This is a genomic window from Streptomyces sp. TLI_185 (assembly GCF_003814765.1).
Lineage (GTDB): Bacteria > Actinomycetota > Actinomycetes > Streptomycetales > Streptomycetaceae > Streptomyces.
Genome location: NZ_RKRB01000001.1, coordinates 4,761,552 through 4,783,327, shown reverse-complemented (window position 1 = coordinate 4,783,327; position 21,776 = coordinate 4,761,552). Strand labels below are relative to the sequence as shown.

Below are 21,776 nucleotides of genomic sequence, written 5' to 3'. Positions count from 1 at the left end.
GGGTCGCCGGCCCCGAAGGCGATCGCGGCGGCGTACGTCTCGCCCAGCAGCACCGGCCGGTCGAAGCCGTACGCCACGGCCGCCGCAGTGCCGGACCCGGGGGGCGATCTCGCGGTCGTCCGCCCCGCCGTCGTACCCTGAGATTGGACTAGACCTGTAGTCGCTCCAGGGGAACACCGACGGAAGGGGCCCTATGAGCATGCGTGCAGTCCTGGAGGTGATCGCCCTCGGTGTCGAGGACGCGGTCGCCGCCCAGGCCGGAGGCGCGGACCGGCTGGAGCTGGTCGCCGACATGGCGGCCGACGGGCTGACCCCGCCGGTCGAGACCTTCGCCGGGATCCGGGCCGCCGTCGACATCGACCTGCGCGTGATGCTGCGGCTGGCGGACGGGTTCGCCGCGGGAGACTCCGAGGGTGTCGCGCGGCTGGTCCGGGTCGTCCGGGAGATGCGGGCGGCGGGGGCCGACGAGTTCGTGCTCGGGTTCCTCGACGCGGACGGGCAGGTCGACCTGGACGCCGTGGAGCGGCTCGTGGAGGAACTGGACGGCTGCCGCTGGACCTTCCACCGCGCGATCGACCGGGCCACGGACCGGGACGCACTGCGCAAGCAGCTGGACGGCCTGCCGGGTCACGACACCTACCTCACGGCCGGTTCGGCCACCGGGGTGGACGACGGCCTCCCCACACTGCTCGCCGAGGCGGCGCGGTGCGGGGAGCCCGGCTATGAGCCGCAGATCATGGTGGGCGGGGGGCTGCGGCTGGACCATGTGCCGCAGCTCAAGGCCGCCGGGATCGACGCGTTTCACATCGGCGGGGCTGCTCGGCCGGGGGGTTGGGAGGGGCCGGTCTCGGCGGCGGCCGTGGCGGAGTGGCGGGCGGTGCTGGACGGGACCCCGGGCAATGGGCCCTAGTCCTTCAGGGGGCGCAGGCACATGGGCCCGGTGTGGTCCTTGTTGTACATCGGGCCGACGGGGTGATCCCCGGACGCGCACCCGCCGTCCGGCCAGGCGCGGACGCTGTACTGCGCGGCGGAGGAGTCACAGGACTCGGGCTTGATCTTCTCCGCGGGCCAGGCGGCATCGTTGCGGGCGCACGAGCCGACCGTCAGGGCCGGGTAGTCCCGGGTCGGATAGGCGGAGGCGCCGGTGCTGTCGGTGCGGTCGGTGCCGTGACCCGGCCCGACCACCAGGCCGATGATCAGAAGCAGCGGAATCGCGACCATCACGAGGCCGACCAGGCACAGCGGGATCAGCGCGAGGATGCCCGCCGGCCGCCGGAACACCGGTCTGCCGGGATCCAGCGGCGGCCGGAAGCCCGGCTTGACCGGCTCCGGGATGCGCCGGATGCCGGACAGGGCGCTGAGGTTGCCCAGCAGTGTGAAGGGCGTGATGAGCACCGACAGCGGTCCCCACCAGCCCATCACCATGGTGTCCGCCTGCATGTCCCGGAAGCTCGCCAGCGCGCAGGTACGGCAGAACATCCCCTCCCGCCGCAGGAACCGCATCATCACCACCATGCCCTGGTGGCCACGGATCGTCACCGGCGCGGCGGGCGTCGCCCCGCACACCTGGCAGGCCGCCCCCGGCCCGCCCACCGGTCCCCAGGCTCCGCCGCCGTACTGCTGCGGCCAGGCGGGAGCGGGCGGGTACGCCCCGGAGGGCTGCGGGTACGGACCTGGACCCGGTGTCTGCTGATACGGCCCAGAAGGGTGCTGATACGGCCCCGGAACCGGCTGGTAGGCAGGGTGTGAGGGTGGCGGCGTGCTCAACTGGGGCCTTTCCGAGGGGACATGCCAGAACGGAAGAGCACCCTACTCGGCCAGCTGCGGCGGCAACGGGGCCGCATGCGTCACGATCAGCCCGGACACCGCCCGGGTCAGCGCCACGTACAGGCGGCGCAGGCCCGTCCGCTCGTCGGGCTCGCCGTCCACCACCGCCTGCGGCTCGTCCAGGACCACGTAGTCGTACTCCAGGCCCTTGGCCAGCGAGGCCGGGACCAGGGTGAGGCGGGTCTCGGCGGTCGTCTCCTCACCGGGGGCCAGGTAGGTGATCCCGGCCGCCGTCAGAGCCTGAGCCAGGGCCGGGACGCGGGCGTCGGCCGCGATCAGGCCCGTCGACCCCTCGTTGCGGAGCAACTCCTCGCAGGCGGCGACGACTTCGGCCGCCCCGGAAATCGGGCGGAGGGCGAAGAAACCGGGGTTCTCACGGACCGACGCGACCGGGGTCAGGCCGGGGGCGATGTGCGGCAGCAGGCGGGAGGCGTAGGTGATGACGTCCGTCGGGACGCGGAAACCGGCCGTCAGCTCCTCGATCACGCCGTCCGACTTGCCGAGGTGGGTGAGCGCCTCGTCCCAACTCCTCGTCGCCCAGGGCGTGGTGCCCTGCGCCAGGTCGCCGAGGACGGTCGCCGAACCGGTGGTGCAGCGGCGGCCGACCGCGCGGTACTGCATGGGGGAGAGGTCCTGCGCCTCGTCCAGGACCACATGCCCGAGGGAGTGCGTGCGCTGGACGAGGTCCGTCGTCTCGTCGATCAACACCGCATCGGCGGGAGACCACTTGGCGGACTTCACGCTGCGGACAGGCTTCGCCCAGAGAATCGACTTCTGCTCGTCCTCATCCAGGACTCCGTCCGCGTGTACGGCGAGGAAGTCCGCGTCCGTGAGCAGGCGCAGGACGAGCTTGGCCGGGTCGACGGGCGGCCAGATCGCCTTGACGGCCGCCTTGACCGCCGCGTTGCGGGCCACCGCGTCCTGCACCCGGTCGTCCGGCGCCTCCCCCGACCGCTCCATCTGCACCAGCACGGCGTGCGCGATGCGCTGCGGGAGGGCCTCGCGGGCGGCGCCGTAGCGGATGCCGCGGTCGAGCAGCTCCCGGACGATGTCCTCGAGTTCGTACGCGGGCACCCGCCAGCGGCGTGAGCCGCGCACCACGACGACGGGTTCGGTCGGCATGGTGACGTGGGAGTGGACGGCCCGCCGCAGCACCTCCGCCATCCTCGCGTCGCCCTTGATGACCGCGGCCGCCGCGTCGTCGGTGCCCCGGACCTCGATGCCCTGCGCCACGAGGTCGTCGACGGTGGCCTGCTGCACCGTCAACTCGCCCAGCGCGGGCAGGACTTGCTCGATGTAGTGCAGGAAGGACCTGTTCGGCCCGATGACGAGCGTGCCGGTGCGGGCGAGCCGCTCACGGTGGGCGTACAACAGGTACGCCACCCGGTGCAGGCCGACGGCGGTCTTCCCCGTCCCCGGCCCTCCCTGCACGCACACGGTCCCGCCCAGCCCGCTCCGCACGATCTCGTCCTGCTCGGGCTGGATGGTCGCCACGATGTCCCGCATCGGGCCCACGCGCGGGCGCTCGATCTCCTGCTGGAGCAGTTTGCTGGTGCGGGTGGCCTCTGCCGGGTCGGAGAGGTGCTCGTCCTCGTACGCCGTGATGTCGCCGCGGGTGTACCCGAAGCGGCGGCGCAGCGCGATGTCCAGCGGGTCCTTCTTCGACGCCCGGTAGAACGGCTGGGAGACCGGTGCCCGCCAGTCGATGACCATGGGGTCGCCGTCGTGGTCGTGCACGTGCCGGCGCCCGATGTAGAACCTCTCGCCGTCCGCGCCCTCGGCCTGGTCGGCGCCGGGCGAGTGCAGGTAGTCGAGGCGGCCGAAGAACAGCGGGGTGTCGCTGAGGTCGGCCAGTGCCTTGATGCGCTCGTCGATCTGGCGGGCCAGGACCTCGGCGTTGACCCAGTTCGCGGTGACGTCTCTGATGTCGAGCGACTCGACGTCCTTGCGCATGGCGCGCAGGGCGGCACGGGATTCGGCGAGGTGGGTGCGCTCGCGGGAGAGGGGGTCGTCGAGAGGGGCGGGGTCGTCGACGGGCGTGGACAAGGGGGTGCCTCCGAAGGTGCTGCGGGCTGGGGCTGCGAGGTGCCGACCGGTTTCCGTCCGGGCGGCGGCGCTCCGCGGAGGGAGGCGGGCAAGAGCGGAGATTCTAGGTGAACGGGGAAGACGGAGGCCAACGATTTTTCCTCCCCCTGTCCCCCCCTTGTCCCCCCTGTCCCCTGTCCTCCCTCTGTTCTCCCTCTCAGGACCCCCTAGGGGATCTCCCCGTAATACCAGAGGGGGAGGGCCACGACCGGAGTCGTACGCGGCGACGAAGGAGGTTCGGCCCGCAGGCCGATGCCCTCTTTATGCCTGCCGATCCACCATGGATACATGAGCGCAGCGACCATCACCTCAGCCCCCGGCCGGCCCGGCCCGCCCGGCGCCACCCCCGTCCTCGGCAGTCACCGCCACCGCCTCGGCGACGCCCTGCGCGCCGTGAAGGTGTTCGCGGGCGCCGTCTTCGACGTGGTCGTACTCGGTGAGTACGGCGAGGAAGCGGGCGTACGCCGTAAGTGACGGCACAGGGTCACCGACGCGGCTTCCATGCGGGGGACTTGCTGTGCTCAGCCCTCCGCCAGGATCTCGTCCGCGTCCACGATCCGGTATGCGTAGCCCTGTTCCGCCAGGAAGCGCTGGCGGTGGGCGGCGAAGTCCTGGTCGAGGGTGTCGCGGGCGACGACCGAGTAGAAGTGCGCCTGGTGGCCGTCGGCCTTGGGGCGCAGTACCCGTCCGAGCCGCTGGGCCTCCTCCTGCCGTGATCCGAAGGTGCCCGACACCTGGACGGCGACGGTCGCCTCGGGCAGATCGATGGAGAAGTTCGCGACCTTGGAGACGACGAGGACGCTGATCTCGCCCTCCCGGAAGGCGTCGAAGAGCTTCTCGCGCTGGGCGTTGGAGGTCTCGCCCTTGATGACGGGCGCGTTCAAGTGCTCGCCCAGCTCGTCGAGTTGGTCGATGTACTGCCCGATGACAAGGATCTGCTGGCCTGCGAAACGGCGGACGATCGCCTCGGTGACCTTCCGCTTCGTCTCCGTCGTCGCGCAGTAGCGGTACTTCTCCTCCTGCTCGGCGGTGGCGTAGGCGAGCCGCTCGGAGTCGGTCAGGTTGACCCGGACCTCCACGCAGTCGGCGGGCGCGATGTACCCCTGCGCCTCGATCTCCTTCCACGGCGCGTCGAACCGCTTGGGGCCGATCAGCGAGAACACGTCCGACTCGCGTCCGTCCTCGCGTACGAGGGTCGCGGTCAGACCCAGCCGCCGCCGTGCCTGCAGATCCGCCGTGAACTTGAAGACCGGCGCGGGCAGCAGATGCACCTCGTCGTAGACGATCAGCCCCCAGTCGCGGGAGTCGAAGAGTTCGAGGTGCGGGTAGATGCCCTTCCGCCTGGTGGTCAGCACCTGGTACGTGGCGATGGTGACCGGCCGGATCTCCTTCCGCGTACCGCTGTACTCACCGATCTCTTCCTCGGTGAGGCTCGTGCGCTTCACGAGCTCGTGCTTCCACTGCCGCGCCGAGACGGTGTTGGTGACGAGGATCAGGGTCGTCGACTTCGCCTGCGCCATGGACCCGGCGCCGACGAGCGTCTTGCCCGCACCACAGGGGAGGACGACGACCCCGGAGCCGCCGTGCCAGAAGTTCTCCACGGCCTGCTTCTGGTACGGCCGCAGCGCCCAGCCGTCCTCGTTCAGCTCGATCGGGTGCGCCTCGCCGTCGACGTATCCCGCGAGGTCCTCGGCGGGCCAGCCCAGCTTCAGCAGCGTCTGCTTGATCTGCCCGCGCTCGGACGGATGCACGGCGACGGTGTCCGGGTCGATCCGCGCCCCGACCAGCGGGGCAACCCGCTTCGAGCGCAGGATCTCCTCCAGCACCGGCCGGTCGGTGGTGGTGAGCACCAGCCCGTGCGCGGGGTGCTTGCTGAGGGTCAGCCGCCCGTACCGGTCCATGGTCTCCGCGACGTCGACGAGCAGCGCATGCGGCACGGGGTACCGGCTGTACTGCACGAGTGCGTCCACGACCTGCTCGGCGTCGTGCCCTGCCGCCCGCGCGTTCCACAGCCCCAGCGGCGTCACCCGGTACGTGTGGATGTGCTCGGGCGCCCGCTCCAGCTCCGCGAACACCGCAATGGCCCGACGGCACTCGTCGGCCTGCTCGTGGTCGACCTCGAGGAGCAGGGTCTTGTCGGACTGGACGATGAGTGGACCATTCACGCGGGGCACCCTTTCCGTGGGCCGGACGTCTTGGCCAAACGTCTCGGCCAAACGTCCAGTGTGCCGCATCCGCGGATGATCACGGGCGGTCGTGAATCAGCAGTGGCCGGCCGCGGCCGCTCACTGCCGGTCGAGTTCGGTCGTGGTCAGTCTTCCGCGAGCTCGGCGACCCCGGTGACCCGGTGCAGCGGATACGTCCGCACCTCGTCCGCCGTGTGGTCGTACGCCGTCACGAAGCCGCCCTCGACGCGGATCGGGGCGATGACGCGCTGGCTGGCGGCGCCCTCGGCGTTGACGTAGCCGATCCACAGGGCCTCGCCGGTGAGGACGGCGGCCTGCATGGTGGCGAGGGTCTCGGCGGAGGTGGTGCGGGGGAGGTCGCCGCTCGGACTGGCCGACGAGGTCTGCTTGCGGGGGGTCGTGGAGGCCAGGTCGCCGGCCCGGATCGCGCGGATCGCTGCTGCCAGGAGCGTGGTGTCGGGGGTCGGCGGGCCGTCCGGGACCGGCTCGGGGGCGGTGCGGGGCGGGGTGCGGTAGGAGTCGGCGCGGCTGATCAGGACGTCTCCCTCCGCCGACTCGGCTGCCGGTGCGAAGCCCATCGCGCGCAGCCCCTCGAGGAGGGTCGCCGGGTCGGCCTGGGTGGCGAGGACGGTGGGGGCGAGGCGGCGCAGGCGCAGGGCCGCGGCGCGCTTGTCGGCCATGATCTCGTTGAGCATCGTGTCGTCGTCGCAGCGCACGTACGACGAGGCCGCGCCCACCCGCAGATGCCCGTGTTTGCGGGCCACGTCGTCGATCAGATACGTCAGCGGCTGCGGGACGGGGGTGCGGGAGTGCGCGGTCAGGAACGCGTGCAGGTCGGTGGCTGTGCGGCCCGCGTCCAGGGCGCGCCGTACCGAACCCGGTGTGAAGCGGTAGACCGTGGCCCCTCCCTTCGACTCCACGTCCGCCAGCACGTTCAGCGTGTCGGCCAGTGGGCGCTGCAACGGGCCGGGGGCGACCGCCGTCAGGTCCGCCTGGAGCAGGACGTGGTCCAGGGGCTCGGGGAGGAGAGGGGCGAGGAGACGGACGGCCGCGGCGGAGGCGGTGGCCTGTTCGGTGGGGGAGAGGGGTTCCAGAGCGACCGGCGTGTGGTGGACGGGGAGCTTGTCGCCGGGGCCCTCCTGGGCGGGTTCGGTGTCCTTCGGCGCAGGGGAAGGGGCGGGCGCGGGCGCCCCGAGCAGCGCCCTGCCGTGCGCCGACAGTGCGCCCCGCCCCGTCAGGCCCAGCGTCTCCGCCTCCGACAGCGTCCAGGTGGCGAGCCGTCCGCGCAGGTCGTCGCTCTGCTGGGGGCCGCGCAGGGGCCGTTCCCAGCGCAGCCGGGCGAGGACGGACTCGGCGGACGGGGAGGCACCCTCCGGCAGCCCGGCCAGCAGGCTCAGCACCCGGTGCCGTACCTCCGGGGCCGCGGAGCGGTCGAGGCCCGGTCCGAGCGCCGACAAGGTGCGTTCCTTCGCGTCCCGCCCCCCGACGACGCCCGCGGTCCGCGTCGCCGTCAGCCACGCCTGCGCCAGCTGCGCCCAGCGCTCGGCGGCCGGCAGCTCCAGCCACTCGTCGTAGGCCGGGGTCGCCGCATACCGCTCGTCGGCCTCCCCGTCGGACGCCAGCAGCCCCGCCGCGTACGCGAGCTCGACCCAGAAGGCGGCGACGGGCTCGGACACGTCGAGCGCGACCGCGGTGCGCTTGAGGTCGCGCACGCTGAGACCGCCCGACCGCAGCACGGTGGGCCCGCCCTCGTCCCAGTCCTTCAGCAGCTCCTCCACGGTCGTCAGCGCCGTGTAGGCCTGCCCGGCCGCCGTCGCGTCCACAACCTGTGGACGGTGCGTGGCCGTCACCTCCAGGGCGGGCGGCAGCGGCTCGGCGGCACGATGCGCACGGCCGCCGCGCAGATGCAGGGCCACTTCACGGGGGAGTACGACGGTCCCGGGCGCCGTCGGCAGCAGCAGCCCGCGGTCCAGGAGCCAGCGCAGCCGGGGCGCCGGATCGGCCGTGACCTGCCCGTACGGCGGCCCCCACAGCAGGCGGTCCAGCACCTCCCGGGACTCCGGGGGCGCCTCGGCCAGCAGTGCCGTCATCCGTGCGCGGTTGCCGTACAGGGAGGTCAGCGAGGCCACGGCGGAGACGGAGTCGTGCGTCGAGGGCAGCCCGAGCGCGGTGACGATCTCCTGGATCCGGCCCGGCGACATACCCGCCGTCGCCTCCTGCACCGTAGGCCCGAGCCCCGTCGGCGACGGATGCTGGGGCGACGGCGCGAGCAGCTCACGGGCCGTCCGCACCAGCCGCAGCCGGTCGTCGCCGCCCCACACCAGGGCCTGCTCACGCAGGGTGCCGAGGGCCCGGGGGAGCGCCGCGGCGACCGCGGGATCGCCCCCGTCGCCGCTCATCAGCCCCAGCAGCTCGTCGTACCCGGCCGGATCCGCGGCCACCGCCAGCGCCTCGGCCGTCTGCAGCGCGAAACGGTCCAGCCGCTCCAGCGCCCGCACGACCGACGCGCGCGTGCCGGCCCGGGTCGCCAGCTGGGTGAGGTCGGTGGGGACGGGCGTGATGAGATCGGGACGGGCGCGCAGCAGCTCCGCCAGGGAAGCGTCGTCCCTGAGCCGGAGTGCCTCCGCGAGAGAACGCGGGACCGGGGTGCTCATCTGACTCACGGTAGCGGGTGGGCTCGCGTCCCTGGGGGCTCCGCCCCCAGACCCCCGTCGGCCCGAAAGGCCTCGTCCTCAAACGCCGGACGGGCTGGATTGCGCTAACGGGACGTTGCCCAGATGACCCCCGGATGAACTTCAGCAGGATGATTGCGGCAACGCTGGCCCCACTCGGCACCCACTGGTCACCCTGGGCTCCCTGTCAACTGCACGGCGGTTACAGGCGATTGGGCGTGTGGCGGACACAGGGGGACTGGGGGGCCCGGGGTGAACCTCGACTTCGACAAGTGGGTTGCTCTCATCAGCGTCGGCTTCCCCTTCGCGGCGTTCCTGTGGGAGTTCGCCGTCGTCGGCCGCAAGCGGCTCGGCTACCGCGTGCAGATGGACACGCTCGCCGCGGACGCGACCCAGTCGCCGTACGCCGGAGTGCTGCGGGACATGCAGCAGGACGGCCACCACCTGAAGGATCCTTCCTTCGTCCTGCTGCGGATCGAGAACGCCGGCACCGCCCCGATCGAGGAGGGCGACTACCTCACCCCCGACAGCGACCCGTGCGGCATACGCGTCACCTTCCGGGAACGCCAGGTCGTGGCCCTGGTGGTCACCGAACTGAGCCAGGACGAACTGCGCGACTCCTTCATCCGGGACGGCCAGGCCGTCCCGGGCTTCGGCCACGACAACCACCTGCCCGAACGGCACGGCGTCATCCGGCTGCCGAAGGTGAAGCTTCCGGTGCGGGCCGAGTACAAGGTGCTTGTGGTGCTGGAGCGCTGGCCCGACGACCAGAGCAGGGAGCCCTTCCCGAAGCCCGTCTTCCGCGGTGCCGTCGGTGGCCGCCGCCGCTGGTTCGACCCGGTGCTCCGGTTCTTCCGGTTCAAGGTGGCCAGGACCGAGAGCCATGTCTTCGCGTCCCGGCCGGCCTGGTTCGGCATCGTCCTGCTGGCCCTGGCCGTCATGGTCCAGGCGGGCCTGACCCTGTTCGTACGCGACGAGCCCGCCCCGCTGGACTGCGTCGGCGGTACCCTCCACCTCGGCGGCTCCACCGCCTTCGCGCCCGCGGTGAAGGCCGCCGCCGGCCAGTACGTCAAGCTGTGCGCGGCCAAGGGCGTGCAGATCCCCCTCGACGGCGGCACCTTCCAGGGCAGCGGGAACGGCGTCGCCGCGCTGGAGAAGACCGGCGCGGGCGCCGGGATCTCGGGCGACGAGGGCCTCCGCGACCACATCGCCTTCACCGACGGCCCGGCGGAGGGCAACCACCCCCAGATCCTGCCGCGCCCGGTCGCGTACACGCTGTTCACGCTCGTCGTCAACGACGACGCCAAGGTCCGCAACCTCTCCCTGCAGCAGGTCCGCGACATCTACGCCAGGAAGATCACCAACTGGTCCGAGGTGGGCGGCGCCGACCTCCCCGTCCATCTCGTCGACCGCTACCGCAACTCCGGCACCCGCAACGCCCTCGAGAAGCGCGTCCTCAAGGGCCGACCCGTCCCGGAGGCCGACGTGAACGACTGCACCGCCCTGGACCGGAACAAGCCCGGCGTCTGCGAGGCCGACAGCACCGACAACCTGCTGGACCGCACGGCCACCATCCCGGGCGCCCTCGGCTACAGCGAGGTCAGCAGCGTGCCCACCGGCCGTCTCGTCAAGCTCCGCATCGACGACATGCCGCCCACCCTCGACGGCGTCGAGAACGGCACCTACCCGTACTGGCAGACCGAGTACGCCTACACCTACGGCGAACCGCCCGCCGACTCCATCGCCGCCGCCTTCCTGCGCTACCTCACCGACCAGGGCGGCAAGGACGTCCTGCGCGCGTACGGCAACCGCCCCTGCTCGGAGACGCGATACCCGCTGGTGTGCCGACCGACGTGACCCGCGGCCTGCGCTACCGTCGTCACGGGAAGCACCACGGGAAATCCAACGCACCCACCCCAAAGGGGACTTCGTGGGTATCGAGAGCGACAAGGTCGTCTACGAGTATCTGAGCCGCGTCGGCGACGTGGCGCAGCAGCGGCAACTGCCGTCGGCCGCACGTATGCGCCTGGTGTCGGAGCTGCGGGACGAGATCGACCGCCGCCGGGCGAAGGCCACCGTCGACAGCCCCGCCGCCGTCCGCCGCATCCTCTCCCGGCTCGGCACCCCCGACGAGGTCGTCGCCGCGGCGGGAAGCACCGCCTCGGCACCCCAGTCGCCCCCCACCCATGTGCCGGTGCAGCGGGACGACGAACCGGACGACAGCAGGCGCCTGCCGAAGAGCCTGCGCCGGGTCGTACCGCGCCCGCGCCCCGCCCAGCCGGCCCAGCCCGAGAAGCCCGCCCCCTCCCCGCCGCACATGGCGAGCGCCGAGGAACTCGGCAACAGCGCGACCCAGCCCGACTGGTGGCGGGTCGACAGCACCCCCTTCGGCGAAAGTGTCCCCGGATTCACCGGCGGCGTGGAGATCCCGGACCTGCTCAGGCCGCCGCGCCCGAAGGAACCCGAGAAGGAACCGCCACCGGCCGTCGAGCAGGTCCCGGAAGCCGAGGAGGCGGCCGCACCCGAGGCCCCCGCCCCGCGTCGCCGCCTCGCGCTCCCCGCCGGCGGCTGGAGCAACCCGCTCCTCCTGATCGCCGCCGGACTGCTGGTCGTCGGCGCGATCCTCGGCAACTGGTTCGCCCTGCTGCTCGGCTGGCTCATCGCCTACGCCTCCCGCCGGCTCACCCGCAACGAGTCGAAGTGGGCGGTCATCGGCATGCCCAGCCTCGCCATCACCGCCGGCCTCGTCTGGCTCTGGGGCAGAAACGACGGCCGCTGGGGCACCCCCATAGCCCAGGGCCACATGAACGAGGCGATCGCCCAGACCTGGCCGTGGGTGGTACGGGGGGCGGCGGTGCTGTCGGCACTCTTCATCGCCTGGCGCTCACAGAAGCGCCCTTAAGGGGGCGCCGGCATCGCTGCTGTTCACCGCTTGGCGCCCGCAGCAGCGGCTTTAAGGGGCGCGGGGCTGTGTCGATATGCGGCTCCGCCGCGTGGGCGCGATCAACCCCCACCCACCCGCAGCCGCCACACAACGAGCAGGACCGAGCTACTGGGCACAATGGCCCATATGGCCTACACAACCCCGCTCCCAGCAACCGTCGGCTTCGACCTGGACATGACCCTCATCGACTCCCGCCCCGGCATCCACGCCTGCTACGTCGCACTGTCCGAGCGAACGGGAACGTACATCGACGCCGACCTGGCCATCACCCGGCTGGGGCCACCCCTCGCCGAGGAGCTGATCAACTGGTTCCCGGAAGACCAACTGGCCGAGATGGCAGACCTGTACCGCTCGATGTACCCGACGATCGCCATCGCCGCCACGCCGGCGATGCCGGGCGCCCGCGAGGCCATCGCCGCCGTACAGGCGGCCGGCGGAAGCGCGATCGTCGTGACGGCCAAGTACGAGCCGAACGCCAAGCTGCACCTGGAGCACCTCGGCATCCACCCCGACGAGGTCGTGGGCGACCTGTGGGCGGAGCAGAAGGCGGAGGCGCTGCGCGAGCACGGGGCCGGGGTCTACGTCGGCGACCACATCGGCGACGTGCGCGGCGCACGCAAGGCCGAAGCGCTGTCGGTGGCCGTGGCGACCGGTCCGTGCAGCGCGGAGGAACTGAGCACGGCCGGGGCGGACGTCGTCCTCGCGGACCTCACGGAGTTCCCCGGCTGGCTGGCGGACTACCGCCCGGCGCGCGCCTGACGGCGGCCCGCCGCAATCGACCGCAGCACTCCGGCGCCGGCGATCAGGAAGCCGACCCCCATGAGCATGCTCAGTCCGAACATGTACGTCGGAAATGGCTTCGCGTGGAGGAACAGCGGAGCCACTGTGACGAGTGTGGCCAGTGCACCGAGGAAGAACACGATGGCACCGGCACGGATCAGTCGGTCACCGGGCTCGGCGGAATTCGTTTGGGTTTTGTCACGCACCGGACCAGGGTAGTTCCCTGCGCGAAGGAACAACCCGGCGACGTCTTGTCACCGGCCTGAAGACCATTAGCCTTGGTACCGGCGGGTCCGCGACGACCCGCCCGAGTGCTATCAAGAGCCGTTTCCGAAGCAGTTTTCCGACGAGTACGAGGACGAGGACAGACGTGCCTACCGGCAAGGTCAAGTGGTTCAACAGCGAGAAGGGCTTCGGCTTTCTCTCCCGTGACGACGGCGGCGACGTCTTCGTCCATTCCTCGGTCCTCCCCGCCGGAGTCGAGACGCTCAAGCCGGGCCAGCGAGTGGAGTTCGGCGTCGTCGCCGGACAGCGCGGCGACCAGGCGCTTTCGGTCACCGTCCTGGATCCGACCCCCTCGATCGCGGCCGCCACCCGCAAGAAGCCGGACGAACTGGCCTCCATCGTCCAGGACCTGACGACCCTCCTGGAGAACATCACCCCGATGCTCGAGAAGGGCCGCTACCCCGACAAGGCCTCCGGCGCGAAGATCGCGGGCCTGCTGCGCGCGGTCGCCGACCAGCTGGACGTATAACCCTCGACAACCCCCGTATCCACTACGGGAATTCGAGCGCATCCCGGCCGAGGGGCGGCACCAGCCCCTCGGCCGCCGCGCGTGTGAGCAGCCCGCGTACGGCTGCGTATCCGTCCACGCCGAGGTCGTGGGTGAACTCGTTGACGTACAGGCCGATGTGCTGGTCGGCGACGGCCGGGTCCATCTCCTGGGCGTGCTCCATGACGTACGGGCGGGAGACCTCGGGCCGGTCCCAGGCGGCGCGTACGGACGAGCGGATCGACTCGGCGAGCCCCGTCAGCGCCTCCGCCCCCAGCGACCGCTTCGCGATGATCGCGCCCAGCGGGATCGGCAGCCCGGTGGTGTCCTCCCAGTGCTCGCCCATGTCCGCGAGCTTGTGCAGCCCGTAGTTCTGGTACGTGAAGCGCGCCTCGTGGATGACGAGCCCCGCGTCGACCTTCCCGTCCCGCACGGCGGGCATGATCTCGTGGAACGGCATGACCACGATCTCGCCGACCCCACCGGGAACGGTGTCCGCCGCCCACAGCCGGAACAGCAGATACGCCGTCGACTTCTCGCTCGGGACGGCGACGGTACGGCCCGTCAGATCTCCGGGCCCACGGGTGAGCACCAGTGGCCCGCAGCCCCGCCCCAGCGCACCCCCGCACGGCAGCAGCACGTACTCGTCGAGGACGTACGGCAGCACGGCGTACGACACCTTCAGCACGTCGAACTCGCCGCGCTCGGCCATGCCGTTGGTGATGTCGATGTCCGCGAAGGTCACATCGAGCGCGGGCGCACCGGGGACGCGGCCGTGGGCGAGGGCGTCGAAGACGAAGGTGTCGTTCGGGCAGGGGGAGTACGCGATCTGCAGCGGCTGTGCGGGCTGCACGGGCTGTCCGGGCTCACTGGTCATGCTGCTCATGCTGTTTCCAACTCTCCAGGACGGGCGCAAGCTTCCCGAAGGCCTCCGTCAGCGCCGTGAGGGCGTCGCCGATGCGCCAGGCGGCGCGGTCGCGCGGGCCTACGGGGTTGGAGACCGCGCGTATCTCCAGCACCGGCACACCGTGCGCGGCGGCCGCCTCGGCCACCCCGAAGCCCTCCATGGCCTCGGCGAGGGCGCGGGGGTGGCGGGCGCGCAGGGCGGCGGCGCGCTCGGCGGTGCCGGTCACGGTGGAGACGGTGAGTACGGCGCCGGGACGGGCCCCGGTCGCGGCCGCGAGGTCTCGTACGAGTGCTTCCGGCGGACGATGGGTGACGGTACCGAAGCCGAGCTCCGTCACCGGGACGAAGCCGTCGGGCGTCTGAGCGCCCAGATCGGCCGCGGTGATCTCGTCGGCGATCACGAGGGAGCCGACGGGGGCCTCGGGCTGGAAACCGCCGGCGATCCCGGCGGAGACCACGAGGTGGTAGGGGGCGCCGCTCAGGGCGGCGGTGGTGAGGGCCGTCGCGGTGGAGGCCGCGGCGAGCGCCGGGCCCACACCGGCGGCGATCACGTCGACCGTGAGGGGGCCGCCTCCCGTGAACGCCCGGGCCACCGCGTCCCGTTCGACGGGGACCGCGGTGGCCACGAGGACACGTACGGAAGACACGAAGGACCCGGCGGGCTCGGCAGGCGGGGTCAGTCGTTCTTCTTGAGCTTGAAGGACCACAGACCGGTGACCGCGCTGCCGCTCTTCTTGCCGTCGCCCGCCTTGATGGTGACCAGGGTGGAGTTGCCCTGGGCGCCGTACTGGGCGTTGAAGAAGACGCTGCCCGGGATGGTCCGGTAGGTCTTGTCGCTGTCCTCGGTCAGGGGCTGACCGTTCATCAGGACCGTCCACCGCTTGTCGGCGATCTCGGGGTCGACGCCGAAGCGGACGGTGTCGTCGGGGTCGACCTTGATGGACTTGATGTCCTTGTCCTTCAGGCACTTCGCCAGGTCCGCGGTCTGCAGGGACTTGCCCTCGCCGCCGCAGGTGGCCTCCGAGCTGACGGAGGAGCGGCCGACCGTGATGGTGGACAGCGGCGTCGGCTTGTCGCACGCCGACAGGACGAGCAGTCCGGCAGAAACGGCGCCGGCGGCGGCGACGGCGCGGCGGCGTCGCACAGCGGCGCGGACATTTGCGGCTCCGCCGCGAGGCATCGAGGTCATGGCGGAAGGTTATAGGGCCCGTCCGACGCTCTCTTTACGTGGGGTGCGGCGTGCCCGTGTGTTACGCCACGCGAGGCTTCGGCGCGCCCCCTTGCCGGGCCGAGCCGAGCAGCCCGCGGACGGTGGTGACCCAGCCCAGTGCGATCACCGCGGCGGCCAGGGACAGCCCCGCAGCGCCGTTGAGCGGCATCACGATGCCGATCGCGCCGCCCAGCACCCAGGCCATCTGCAGCATGGTCTCGGAGCGCGCGAACGCCGACGGGCGCACCGTCTCGGGCACGTCCCGCTGGATCAGCGCGTCCAGCGCCAGCTTGGCCAGAGCCTGCGAGAACCCGGCGAACGCGGCGAGGCACGCCACCAGGAACGCGCCGAAGAAGATCGCGGCCGTGATCGCCACGCCGAGCACGATCGGCAGCACCGTCACGACGATGATCTCCGGCGCCCGCTGCCGCAGCCACGCCCCGACCGCCGTACCGAGCGCGTTGCCCACGCCCGCCGAGACGGCCACCAGGCCCAGCGACACCGCCGCGCTCTCGCCGGTCAGCGGATGTTCGCGCAGCAGGAAGGCGAGGAAGAAGGTCAGGAACCCGGACAGCCAGCGCAGGGCCGCGTTGGCGCCGAGCGCGTGGGTGACCGCGATGCCGACCGTCCTGAGCCCCGGCTTCTTGACCGGCTTGAGGTGCGGTCCGTGCAGATGCTGCTCGTCCGCCGCGAGCAGCGCCGTGTCCTCGCCCTTGGCCGAGTCGACCTTCGGCGCCAGCGTGAAGGACAGGAACATGCCCCAGACGTAGATCACGAAGGCGCCGTAGAGCGGCCAGCGCGGACCGATGGCATGCAGCCCCGCCCCGATCGGTGCCGCGACACCGGTGGCAAGGAGACCGCCGAGCGTGACTCTGGAGTTGGCCTTCACCAGGGAGAACTTGGGCGGCAGCAGCCGGGGCACGACCGCGCTTCTGACCACCCCGTACGCCTTCGACGCGACCAGCACGCCCAGCGCGGCCGGATACAGCTCCAGGCTGCCGCTGGCGACGGCCCCGGCGATGATCAGTGCCAGCAGCGCCCGGGCGAGCATCGAGCCCGCCATCGCGGCGCGGCGGCCGTGCGGGAGCCGGTCGAGGAGCGGGCCGACGACGGGGGCGAGGACGGTGAAGGGCGCCATGGTGATGGCGAGGTAGAGCGCGACACGCCCCCGCGCCTCGTCGGTCGGCACGGAGAAGAAGACGGTGGAGGCGAGGGCGACGGTGACCATGACGTCACCGGCACCGTTCACGGCGTGCAGTTCGATCAGCTTGCCCAGGCCGGACTCACCGGCGCCGTGCGCATGCGTGGCCTTTCTGATCCCGCGGGCGGTTCCGGTCACCGGGAAGTGCAGCGCACGGCCGACCGCGCGGACGGACCCGCCGAACCGGCCCGAACCGCCACCACGACTGCTGCCCTTGATCCCACCGACCCCGGTGGCCCCTGGGGGCGTCCTTGCGGCTGCCACTCCGTCATAGTGCCCCGAGAAACCTGTGTGTAGTGCGGTTACCGCGCGTATGGGCGCGTAGTTCCTCTGCTTTTCCCAGGTGCATGCCAGATAGTTGCCGGGCCCGCGGGGGGAAACCCCCCGTCGGTGTAGGCCGAGCGGTCGGGAGAAGGTAGCGTGCGTAGCGCGTCGTGGCGAACGTTCTCGGCCGCGCGCCTCTCAAACATCCCGCAGAATGGATGCATGAGGTGCGCCCGAGTGCGATCGGGCGCGGACGTCGACGCGGTCCCCTGGTCCGCTCCGTCCGCACCCACCGCCTTCAGGCCGGCGCACCCGAGTGACGGCGTAGGAGAGAAGCGATACCTGTGAGCGCAGCGACAACGCGAAGCCGCACCCCCGACCGCCTGTGCGCCGAGGCCGTCGACCTCGCCCGCGCCGCCGCCGAGGAGGCGGCCGCGCCAGGCGTGGTCGGCGAGCATGTCGGGCTGGAGTCCGAGGGCGACCGCGTTGTCACGCACTTCTTCGAGTGCAAGGAACTCGGGTACCGCGGCTGGCGCTGGGCCGTGACGGTCGCCCGCGCCTCCCGCGCCAAGTTCGTCACGCTGGACGAGGTGGTCCTCCTCCCCGGCCCGGACGCGCTGCTCGCGCCGGAGTGGGTGCCGTGGAGCGAGCGCCTGCGCCCCGGCGACATGGGCCCCGGCGACCTGCTCCCGACCGACGCCGAGGACCTCCGCCTGGAGCCCGGCTACGCCGGCGAGGAGGAGCCCGTGCCGAACTCGGCCGTCTCCGAGGAGATGGCGGAGCTGGTGGAGGCGGAGGACGCGGAGGTCACGGCGGGCGCCCCGGCGAGCCTGCCCGTCGTCCCGTCCCGCGGCTCCATCGCGTCGGTCGCCGAGGAACTCGGCATGCGCCGCGCCCGGGTCCTGTCCCGCTACGGCCTGCACGTCGCCGCGGACCGCTGGGAGGAGTCGTACGGCGCCAGGACGCCGATGGCGCAGGCGGCACCGGCGTCCTGCGTGAGCTGCGGCTTCCTGCAGCCGATCGGCGGTTCCCTGGGGCAGGCCTTCGGCGTCTGCGCGAACGAGTTCTCGCCGGCCGACGGCCGCGTGGTCTCTCTGTCCTACGGCTGCGGAGGCCACTCCGAGGCCGCGGTCATGCCGAAGCCACCGCAGCCGGCCCCGCCGGTGATCGACGAGACGAGGGTGGACCCGTTCCCCCTCCGACCGGCCCCGGACTCGGGCTCCGTACCGGTCGTCTCCGACGAGGACGCGGCGGAGCTGGGCCACTCGTAAGCCTGCGGGTGTCTACTGGGGGCTGCCGCCCCCAGACCCCCGCTTCGGCCCTTAAGGGGCCTCGTCCTCAAACGCCGGACGGGCTGAAATACCCTGCCCGGCGGCTCAAACGCACGGCTCGCCGCCATCCGAGGCGGCGCTCGCCATCCCGATCCCCCACCCGCCCGTCAGGGGCGGGTCCTGGGGCTGGGTTTTTGGCGCGGGTGGGCATCTTTCAGCCCGTCCGGCGTCTGAGGCGGCGCTCGCCGTCTCGATTCCCCGCCCGCCCGTCAGCGGTGGGTCCTGGCGCCGGGTTTTTGGCGCGGGTCGGCGTCTCTCAGCCCGTCCGGCGTTTGAGGACGAGGCCGTTCAGGGCGATCGGGGTTCGGGGCGGAGCCCCGGCGGGGTCGAAGGGGGAGCGCCCCTGGGGTCGGGACGGGTAGGGGCGGCGGGGGCGAAGAACAACTCGCGGTACCTTCGAGCTCACGCCGATGAGGGCCGATGAGGAGAGCCAACGTGAGCAAGTTCGTGCGGCCTGCACCCGAGGGCGCGGACCCCTTCGGGACCGCCCGCCTCAGGCGAGGCGTACTCGACGCCTGGGCCACCAGCCCCGCCCGCTTCCGCGAGGACGCCAACGCCGAGGAGGACCTCGTCCTCGGCGGCTACCGGGACCGGCTCGTCGTCGAGCTCGCCCAGAACGCCGCCGACGCCGCAGCCCGCGCAGGCGTCCCCGGCCGCCTCCGCCTCACCCTCCGCGACGGCGTCCTCGTCGCCGCCAACACCGGCGCCCCCCTGGACGCAACGGGCGTCGAGTCGCTCTCCACCCTCCGCGCCTCCGCCAAACGCGACGCCCACGACACGGCCGTCGGCCGCTTCGGCGTCGGCTTCGCCGCCGTACTCGCCGTCACCGACGAACCCGCCCTGGTCGGCCGCCACGGCGGCGTCCGCTGGTCCCTCGCCGAGGCCCGCGAACTGGCCGCCGACACGGCACGGCACAGCCCGGGACTGGGCGATGAGATCCGGCGCCGGGACGGCCACGTCCCGCTCCTCCGCCTCCCCTTCGCCGCCGAGGGCACCGCCCCCGACCCGTACGACACCGCCGTCATCCTCCCCCTGCGCGACACCGCCGCCACCGACCTCGCGGAACGTCTGCTGCACGCCGTCGACGACGCCCTCCTCCTCGCCCTCCCGGGCCTCGAAGAGGTCGTCGTCGAGATCAACGGCGACAGCCCCCGCACCCTCAGCCGCCGCACCAACGGCTCCTTCACCGTCGTCGACGACTCCCTCGGCGGCACCACCCACTGGCGTACGTCCTCCGCCCACGGCCCCCTCACCCCCGACCTCCTCGCCGACCGCCCCGTGGAGGAACGCCTCCGCCCGCACTGGTCCCTCACCTGGGCCGTGCCCGTCGACGCCACCGACAGCGCCCCCGCCCGCCCCCGCACCAGCGCCGTCGTGCACGCCCCCACCCCCAGCGACGAGCCCCTCGGCGTCCCCGCGCTCCTCATCGCCTCCTTCCCTCTCGACACCACCCGCCGGCACGCGGCCCCCGGCCCCCTCACCGACTTCCTCGTCCAGCGCGCGGCGGACGCGTACGCCGAACTCCTCGCCGACTGGCGCCCGGTGACCGAGGGCATCATCGGACTCGTCCCCGGCCCGCTGGGCAAGGGCGAGCTGGACGGCGCCCTGCGCGCGGCCATCATCGACCGGCTCCCGCGGACCTCCTTCCTCCCTCCCGCCGCCGAGCCCCGCGCAGACGACGACGACCTGCCCGAGTCCCTCCGGCCGCGCGACGCGGAGATCGTCGAGGGCGCCGGTGCCGACACCGTGCGGGTCCTCGCCGAGGTGCTCCCGACCCTCCTCCCCGCCGGACTCGAACGGCGCGTGGAACTACGGACGTTGGGCGTCGCGCGGGTGCCCCTCACCGACGCCGTGGACCGGCTGGCCGGCCTGGAGAAGGAACCCGGCTGGTGGCGGCGCCTATACGACAGCCTCGCCGGCGTCGACCCGGACCGGCTGTCCGGCCTTCCCGTGCCGCTCGCCGACGGACGGACGACCATCGGCCCCCGGCAGGTCCTCCTCCCCAGCCCGGATGCCGTTCGTATCGACCCGGAGGTGCTCGCCCGGCTCGGTCTGAAGGTCGCCCACCCGGAGGCGGCCCACCCACTCCTGGAGAAGCTCGGCGCCCTGCCCGCAACTCCCCGCGCCGTCCTCACCACTCCCCAGGTACGGGCAGCCGTAGCCGCCTCCCTGGACGACGAGGGCGGACTGGACTGGGAGCAGGACGTGCCCGACGCGGAGGAACTGGCCGACACCGTCCTCGCGCTCGTACGGGACGCCGGTCTGCAGCCCGGCGACGAGCCGTGGCTCGGCGCCCTCGCCCTCCCCGACGAGGACGGCGAACTCGCCCCCGCCGGCGAACTCGTCCTCCCCGGCAGCCCCTTCCACCAGGTCATGCGGGCGGACGAGCTCGCCACCGTAGACGCCGAGCTGGCCGACAAGTGGGGCGAACAACCACTGGCCGCCTGCGGCGTGCTCGCCAACTTCGCCCTCGTACGGGCCACCGACGTGGTCCTCGACCCGGACGAACTCGAACCCAGGGAAGGCGACTTCGCCGAACCCGACGACGCGGGCCTGCTGGACGCCGTGGACGTGTGGAGCGAGGACGTCCTCGACCGCTTCCCGGACACCCCCGTACCGCCGGTCGCCACCGAACTGGTCGCCGTACGGGACCTGGACCTGGTCGACGACGACAAGTGGCCGCAGGCCCTCGCCCTGCTCGCCCAGCCGCCCCTGCGCGACGCCCTCACCCAGCCGGTACGCATCCTGCTGCCCGACGGCACGCACGAGGTCGTACGGCCCTACACGGCCTGGTGGCTGCGCGGCCACCCGGTCCTCGACGGCCGCCGCCCCGCCGGCCTGCTGGCCTCCGGCGGTGACCCCCTCCTCCGGGGCCTGTACGACGAGGCCGACGCGACGGGCTTCGACGACGAACAGGTACTGCGGGCGCTCGGCGTACGCACGTCGGTGGCGGCGTTGCTCGACGAGCCCGGCGGCGCGGCAGAACTCCTCGACCGCCTCGCCGACCCGGACCGCCCGGTCACCGGCGCCCAACTGCACGCCCTCTACGGTGCGTTGGCAGACCTGGACCCCGAGCAGGTCACCCTCCCCGACGACCTGCGAGCCGTCGTCGACGGCCGGGTCGAGGTAGTGGACGCCGCCGACGCCGTGGTCGTCGACTCCCCGGACCTGCTCCCCTTCACCGAGGGCGTCCCGCTGCTTCCGGTCCGCCCCGCCCGGGCGGCCGAGCTGGCGGAACTGTTCCAGGTGCGGCGCCTGAGCGAGTCCGTCACGGGGTCGGTGGACTCCGAGGGCACGGAACACGACGTACCGGACTCGGTGCAGGTGCTGCTGGGCGCCCGTACCCCTGCGACGTACGTCGAACACGAGGAACTCTTCGTCGACGGCGTTGAGCTGGACTGGCGCCTGACGACCGACGGCGTACTGCACGCGGCCACCCTGGAGGGCGTCGCCGCGGGCCTCGCCTGGGCGTCCGGCCAGTGGCCGCGGCGCTTCGAGGTGGCGGCACTGCTGGAGGATCCTTCGCGGACGGAGGAGCTGGCGCGGGACCGCTGGTTCGACTGACGTGTCTGGTTGAAGGAACACGGCCCGGGCCCCG

18 protein-coding genes are annotated in these 21,776 nt (G+C 72.4%); 9 read left to right on the top strand and 9 right to left on the bottom strand.

Annotated features, from left to right (window positions below; all coding sequences use genetic code 11):
• Nucleotides 1-193 precede the first annotated feature (193 nt).
• The gene (locus EDD92_RS21880) at nucleotides 194-910 is read left to right on the top strand and encodes a copper homeostasis protein CutC (protein WP_123965902.1); all 717 of its coding nucleotides are present in this window, start codon (nucleotides 194-196) and stop codon (nucleotides 908-910) included.
• Here EDD92_RS21880 and EDD92_RS21875 read toward each other — a convergent pair.
• Nucleotides 907-1,440: a hypothetical protein gene (locus EDD92_RS21875; protein ID WP_260326669.1), complete on the bottom strand. Its 534-nt coding sequence runs from the start codon at nucleotides 1,438-1,440 to the stop codon at nucleotides 907-909. The two genes, EDD92_RS21880 and EDD92_RS21875, sit on opposite strands and share 4 nt — an antisense overlap.
• Between EDD92_RS21875 and EDD92_RS21870 the strand changes: the two genes are divergently transcribed.
• Nucleotides 1,439-1,693: a hypothetical protein gene (locus EDD92_RS21870; protein WP_185124511.1), complete on the top strand. Its 255-nt coding sequence runs from the start codon at nucleotides 1,439-1,441 to the stop codon at nucleotides 1,691-1,693. The genes EDD92_RS21875 and EDD92_RS21870 overlap by 2 nt on opposite strands.
• A gap of 116 nt (nucleotides 1,694-1,809) precedes the next feature.
• Here EDD92_RS21870 and EDD92_RS21865 read toward each other — a convergent pair whose 3' ends face one another.
• Nucleotides 1,810-3,873: a UvrD-helicase domain-containing protein gene (locus tag EDD92_RS21865; RefSeq protein WP_123965899.1), complete on the bottom strand. Its 2,064-nt coding sequence runs from the start codon at nucleotides 3,871-3,873 to the stop codon at nucleotides 1,810-1,812.
• 327 nt (nucleotides 3,874-4,200) lie between these two features.
• Here EDD92_RS21865 and EDD92_RS21860 point away from each other — a divergent pair, with 327 nt between their 5' ends.
• The gene (locus tag EDD92_RS21860) at nucleotides 4,201-4,386 is read left to right on the top strand and encodes a hypothetical protein (protein ID WP_185124088.1); all 186 of its coding nucleotides are present in this window, start codon (nucleotides 4,201-4,203) and stop codon (nucleotides 4,384-4,386) included.
• A gap of 47 nt (nucleotides 4,387-4,433) precedes the next feature.
• Here the strand turns inward: EDD92_RS21860 and EDD92_RS21855 are convergent, their stop codons facing one another.
• Together EDD92_RS21855 and EDD92_RS21850 are read right to left on the bottom strand one after the other, a co-directional pair.
• Entirely contained in the window at nucleotides 4,434-6,077 is a 1,644-nt protein-coding gene (locus tag EDD92_RS21855) for a DNA repair helicase XPB (protein ID WP_123965897.1), read from the bottom strand.
• 146 nt (nucleotides 6,078-6,223) lie between these two features.
• Nucleotides 6,224-8,752: a helicase C-terminal domain-containing protein gene (locus tag EDD92_RS21850; RefSeq protein ID WP_123965896.1), complete on the bottom strand. Its 2,529-nt coding sequence runs from the start codon at nucleotides 8,750-8,752 to the stop codon at nucleotides 6,224-6,226.
• 270 nt (nucleotides 8,753-9,022) lie between these two features.
• Between EDD92_RS21850 and EDD92_RS21845 the strand changes: the two genes are divergently transcribed.
• The 3 genes from EDD92_RS21845 (at nucleotide 9,023) to EDD92_RS21835 (ending at nucleotide 12,473) form a co-directional block, all read left to right on the top strand.
• Nucleotides 9,023-10,627 carry a PstS family phosphate ABC transporter substrate-binding protein gene (locus tag EDD92_RS21845; RefSeq protein ID WP_123965895.1) on the top strand — a complete coding sequence of 535 codons (1,605 nt, stop codon included), beginning with the start codon at nucleotides 9,023-9,025 and terminating at the stop codon, nucleotides 10,625-10,627.
• Between the two features lie 73 nt (nucleotides 10,628-10,700).
• Entirely contained in the window at nucleotides 10,701-11,672 is a 972-nt protein-coding gene (locus tag EDD92_RS21840) for a hypothetical protein (RefSeq protein WP_123965894.1), read from the top strand.
• Between the two features lie 168 nt (nucleotides 11,673-11,840).
• Nucleotides 11,841-12,473 carry an HAD family hydrolase gene (locus EDD92_RS21835; protein ID WP_399183608.1) on the top strand — a complete coding sequence of 211 codons (633 nt, stop codon included), beginning with the start codon at nucleotides 11,841-11,843 and terminating at the stop codon, nucleotides 12,471-12,473.
• Here EDD92_RS21835 and EDD92_RS21830 read toward each other — a convergent pair.
• On the bottom strand, nucleotides 12,452-12,700 hold the full coding sequence (locus tag EDD92_RS21830; RefSeq protein WP_030941140.1) for a hypothetical protein: 249 nt from the start codon (nucleotides 12,698-12,700) through the stop codon (nucleotides 12,452-12,454). The two genes, EDD92_RS21835 and EDD92_RS21830, sit on opposite strands and share 22 nt — an antisense overlap.
• A 164-nt stretch (nucleotides 12,701-12,864) precedes the next feature.
• On the opposite strand from EDD92_RS21830, the gene EDD92_RS52130 reads away from it, so the two are divergent.
• Entirely contained in the window at nucleotides 12,865-13,248 is a 384-nt protein-coding gene (locus EDD92_RS52130) for a cold-shock protein (RefSeq protein ID WP_030941138.1), read from the top strand.
• Nucleotides 13,249-13,270: 22 nt separating this feature from the next.
• Here EDD92_RS52130 and EDD92_RS21820 read toward each other — a convergent pair whose 3' ends face one another.
• From EDD92_RS21820 to EDD92_RS21805, 4 genes are all read right to left on the bottom strand, one after another.
• Nucleotides 13,271-14,143 (bottom strand): 1,4-dihydroxy-6-naphthoate synthase, encoded by an 873-nt coding sequence (locus tag EDD92_RS21820; RefSeq protein ID WP_123965892.1) that lies wholly within the window; start codon nucleotides 14,141-14,143, stop codon nucleotides 13,271-13,273.
• A complete protein-coding gene (locus EDD92_RS21815) occupies nucleotides 14,133-14,819 on the bottom strand; it encodes a futalosine hydrolase (protein WP_123965891.1) in 687 nt (228 codons plus the stop codon). The genes EDD92_RS21820 and EDD92_RS21815 overlap by 11 nt, the downstream gene beginning before the upstream one ends.
• A 29-nt stretch (nucleotides 14,820-14,848) precedes the next feature.
• Nucleotides 14,849-15,361, bottom strand: coding sequence for a DUF2771 domain-containing protein (locus tag EDD92_RS21810; protein ID WP_123965890.1), 513 nt, complete (start codon nucleotides 15,359-15,361; stop codon nucleotides 14,849-14,851).
• A gap of 61 nt (nucleotides 15,362-15,422) precedes the next feature.
• On the bottom strand, nucleotides 15,423-16,847 hold the full coding sequence (locus EDD92_RS21805; RefSeq protein WP_123965889.1) for an MFS transporter: 1,425 nt from the start codon (nucleotides 16,845-16,847) through the stop codon (nucleotides 15,423-15,425).
• 344 nt (nucleotides 16,848-17,191) lie between these two features.
• On the opposite strand from EDD92_RS21805, the gene EDD92_RS21795 reads away from it, so the two are divergent.
• Together EDD92_RS21795 and EDD92_RS21785 are read left to right on the top strand one after the other, a co-directional pair.
• Nucleotides 17,192-18,118, top strand: coding sequence for a DUF3027 domain-containing protein (locus EDD92_RS21795; RefSeq protein ID WP_123965888.1), 927 nt, complete (start codon nucleotides 17,192-17,194; stop codon nucleotides 18,116-18,118).
• Nucleotides 18,119-18,613: 495 nt separating this feature from the next.
• The gene (locus EDD92_RS21785; RefSeq protein WP_123965886.1) at nucleotides 18,614-21,742 is read left to right on the top strand and encodes a sacsin N-terminal ATP-binding-like domain-containing protein; all 3,129 of its coding nucleotides are present in this window, start codon (nucleotides 18,614-18,616) and stop codon (nucleotides 21,740-21,742) included.
• Nucleotides 21,743-21,776: the final 34 nt, after the last annotated feature.

What these genes read in the sequence shown, in the direction of transcription:
- EDD92_RS21880 (WP_123965902.1), top strand. Translation starts at nt 194, where the DNA reads ATGAGCATGCGTGCAGTCCTGGAGGTGATCGCCCTCGGTGTCGAGGAC.
- EDD92_RS21870 (WP_185124511.1), top strand. Translation starts at nt 1,439, where the DNA reads ATGTCCCGGAAGCTCGCCAGCGCGCAGGTACGGCAGAACATCCCCTCC.
- EDD92_RS21875 (WP_260326669.1), bottom strand. Translation starts at nt 1,440, where the DNA reads ATGCAGGCGGACACCATGGTGATGGGCTGGTGGGGACCGCTGTCGGTG.
- EDD92_RS21860 (WP_185124088.1), top strand. Translation starts at nt 4,201, where the DNA reads ATGAGCGCAGCGACCATCACCTCAGCCCCCGGCCGGCCCGGCCCGCCC.
- EDD92_RS21850 (WP_123965896.1), bottom strand. Translation starts at nt 8,752, where the DNA reads ATGAGCACCCCGGTCCCGCGTTCTCTCGCGGAGGCACTCCGGCTCAGG.
- EDD92_RS21835 (WP_399183608.1), top strand. Translation starts at nt 11,841, where the DNA reads ATGGCCTACACAACCCCGCTCCCAGCAACCGTCGGCTTCGACCTGGAC.
- EDD92_RS21820 (WP_123965892.1), bottom strand. Translation starts at nt 14,143, where the DNA reads ATGACCAGTGAGCCCGGACAGCCCGTGCAGCCCGCACAGCCGCTGCAG.
- EDD92_RS21810 (WP_123965890.1), bottom strand. Translation starts at nt 15,361, where the DNA reads ATGACCTCGATGCCTCGCGGCGGAGCCGCAAATGTCCGCGCCGCTGTG.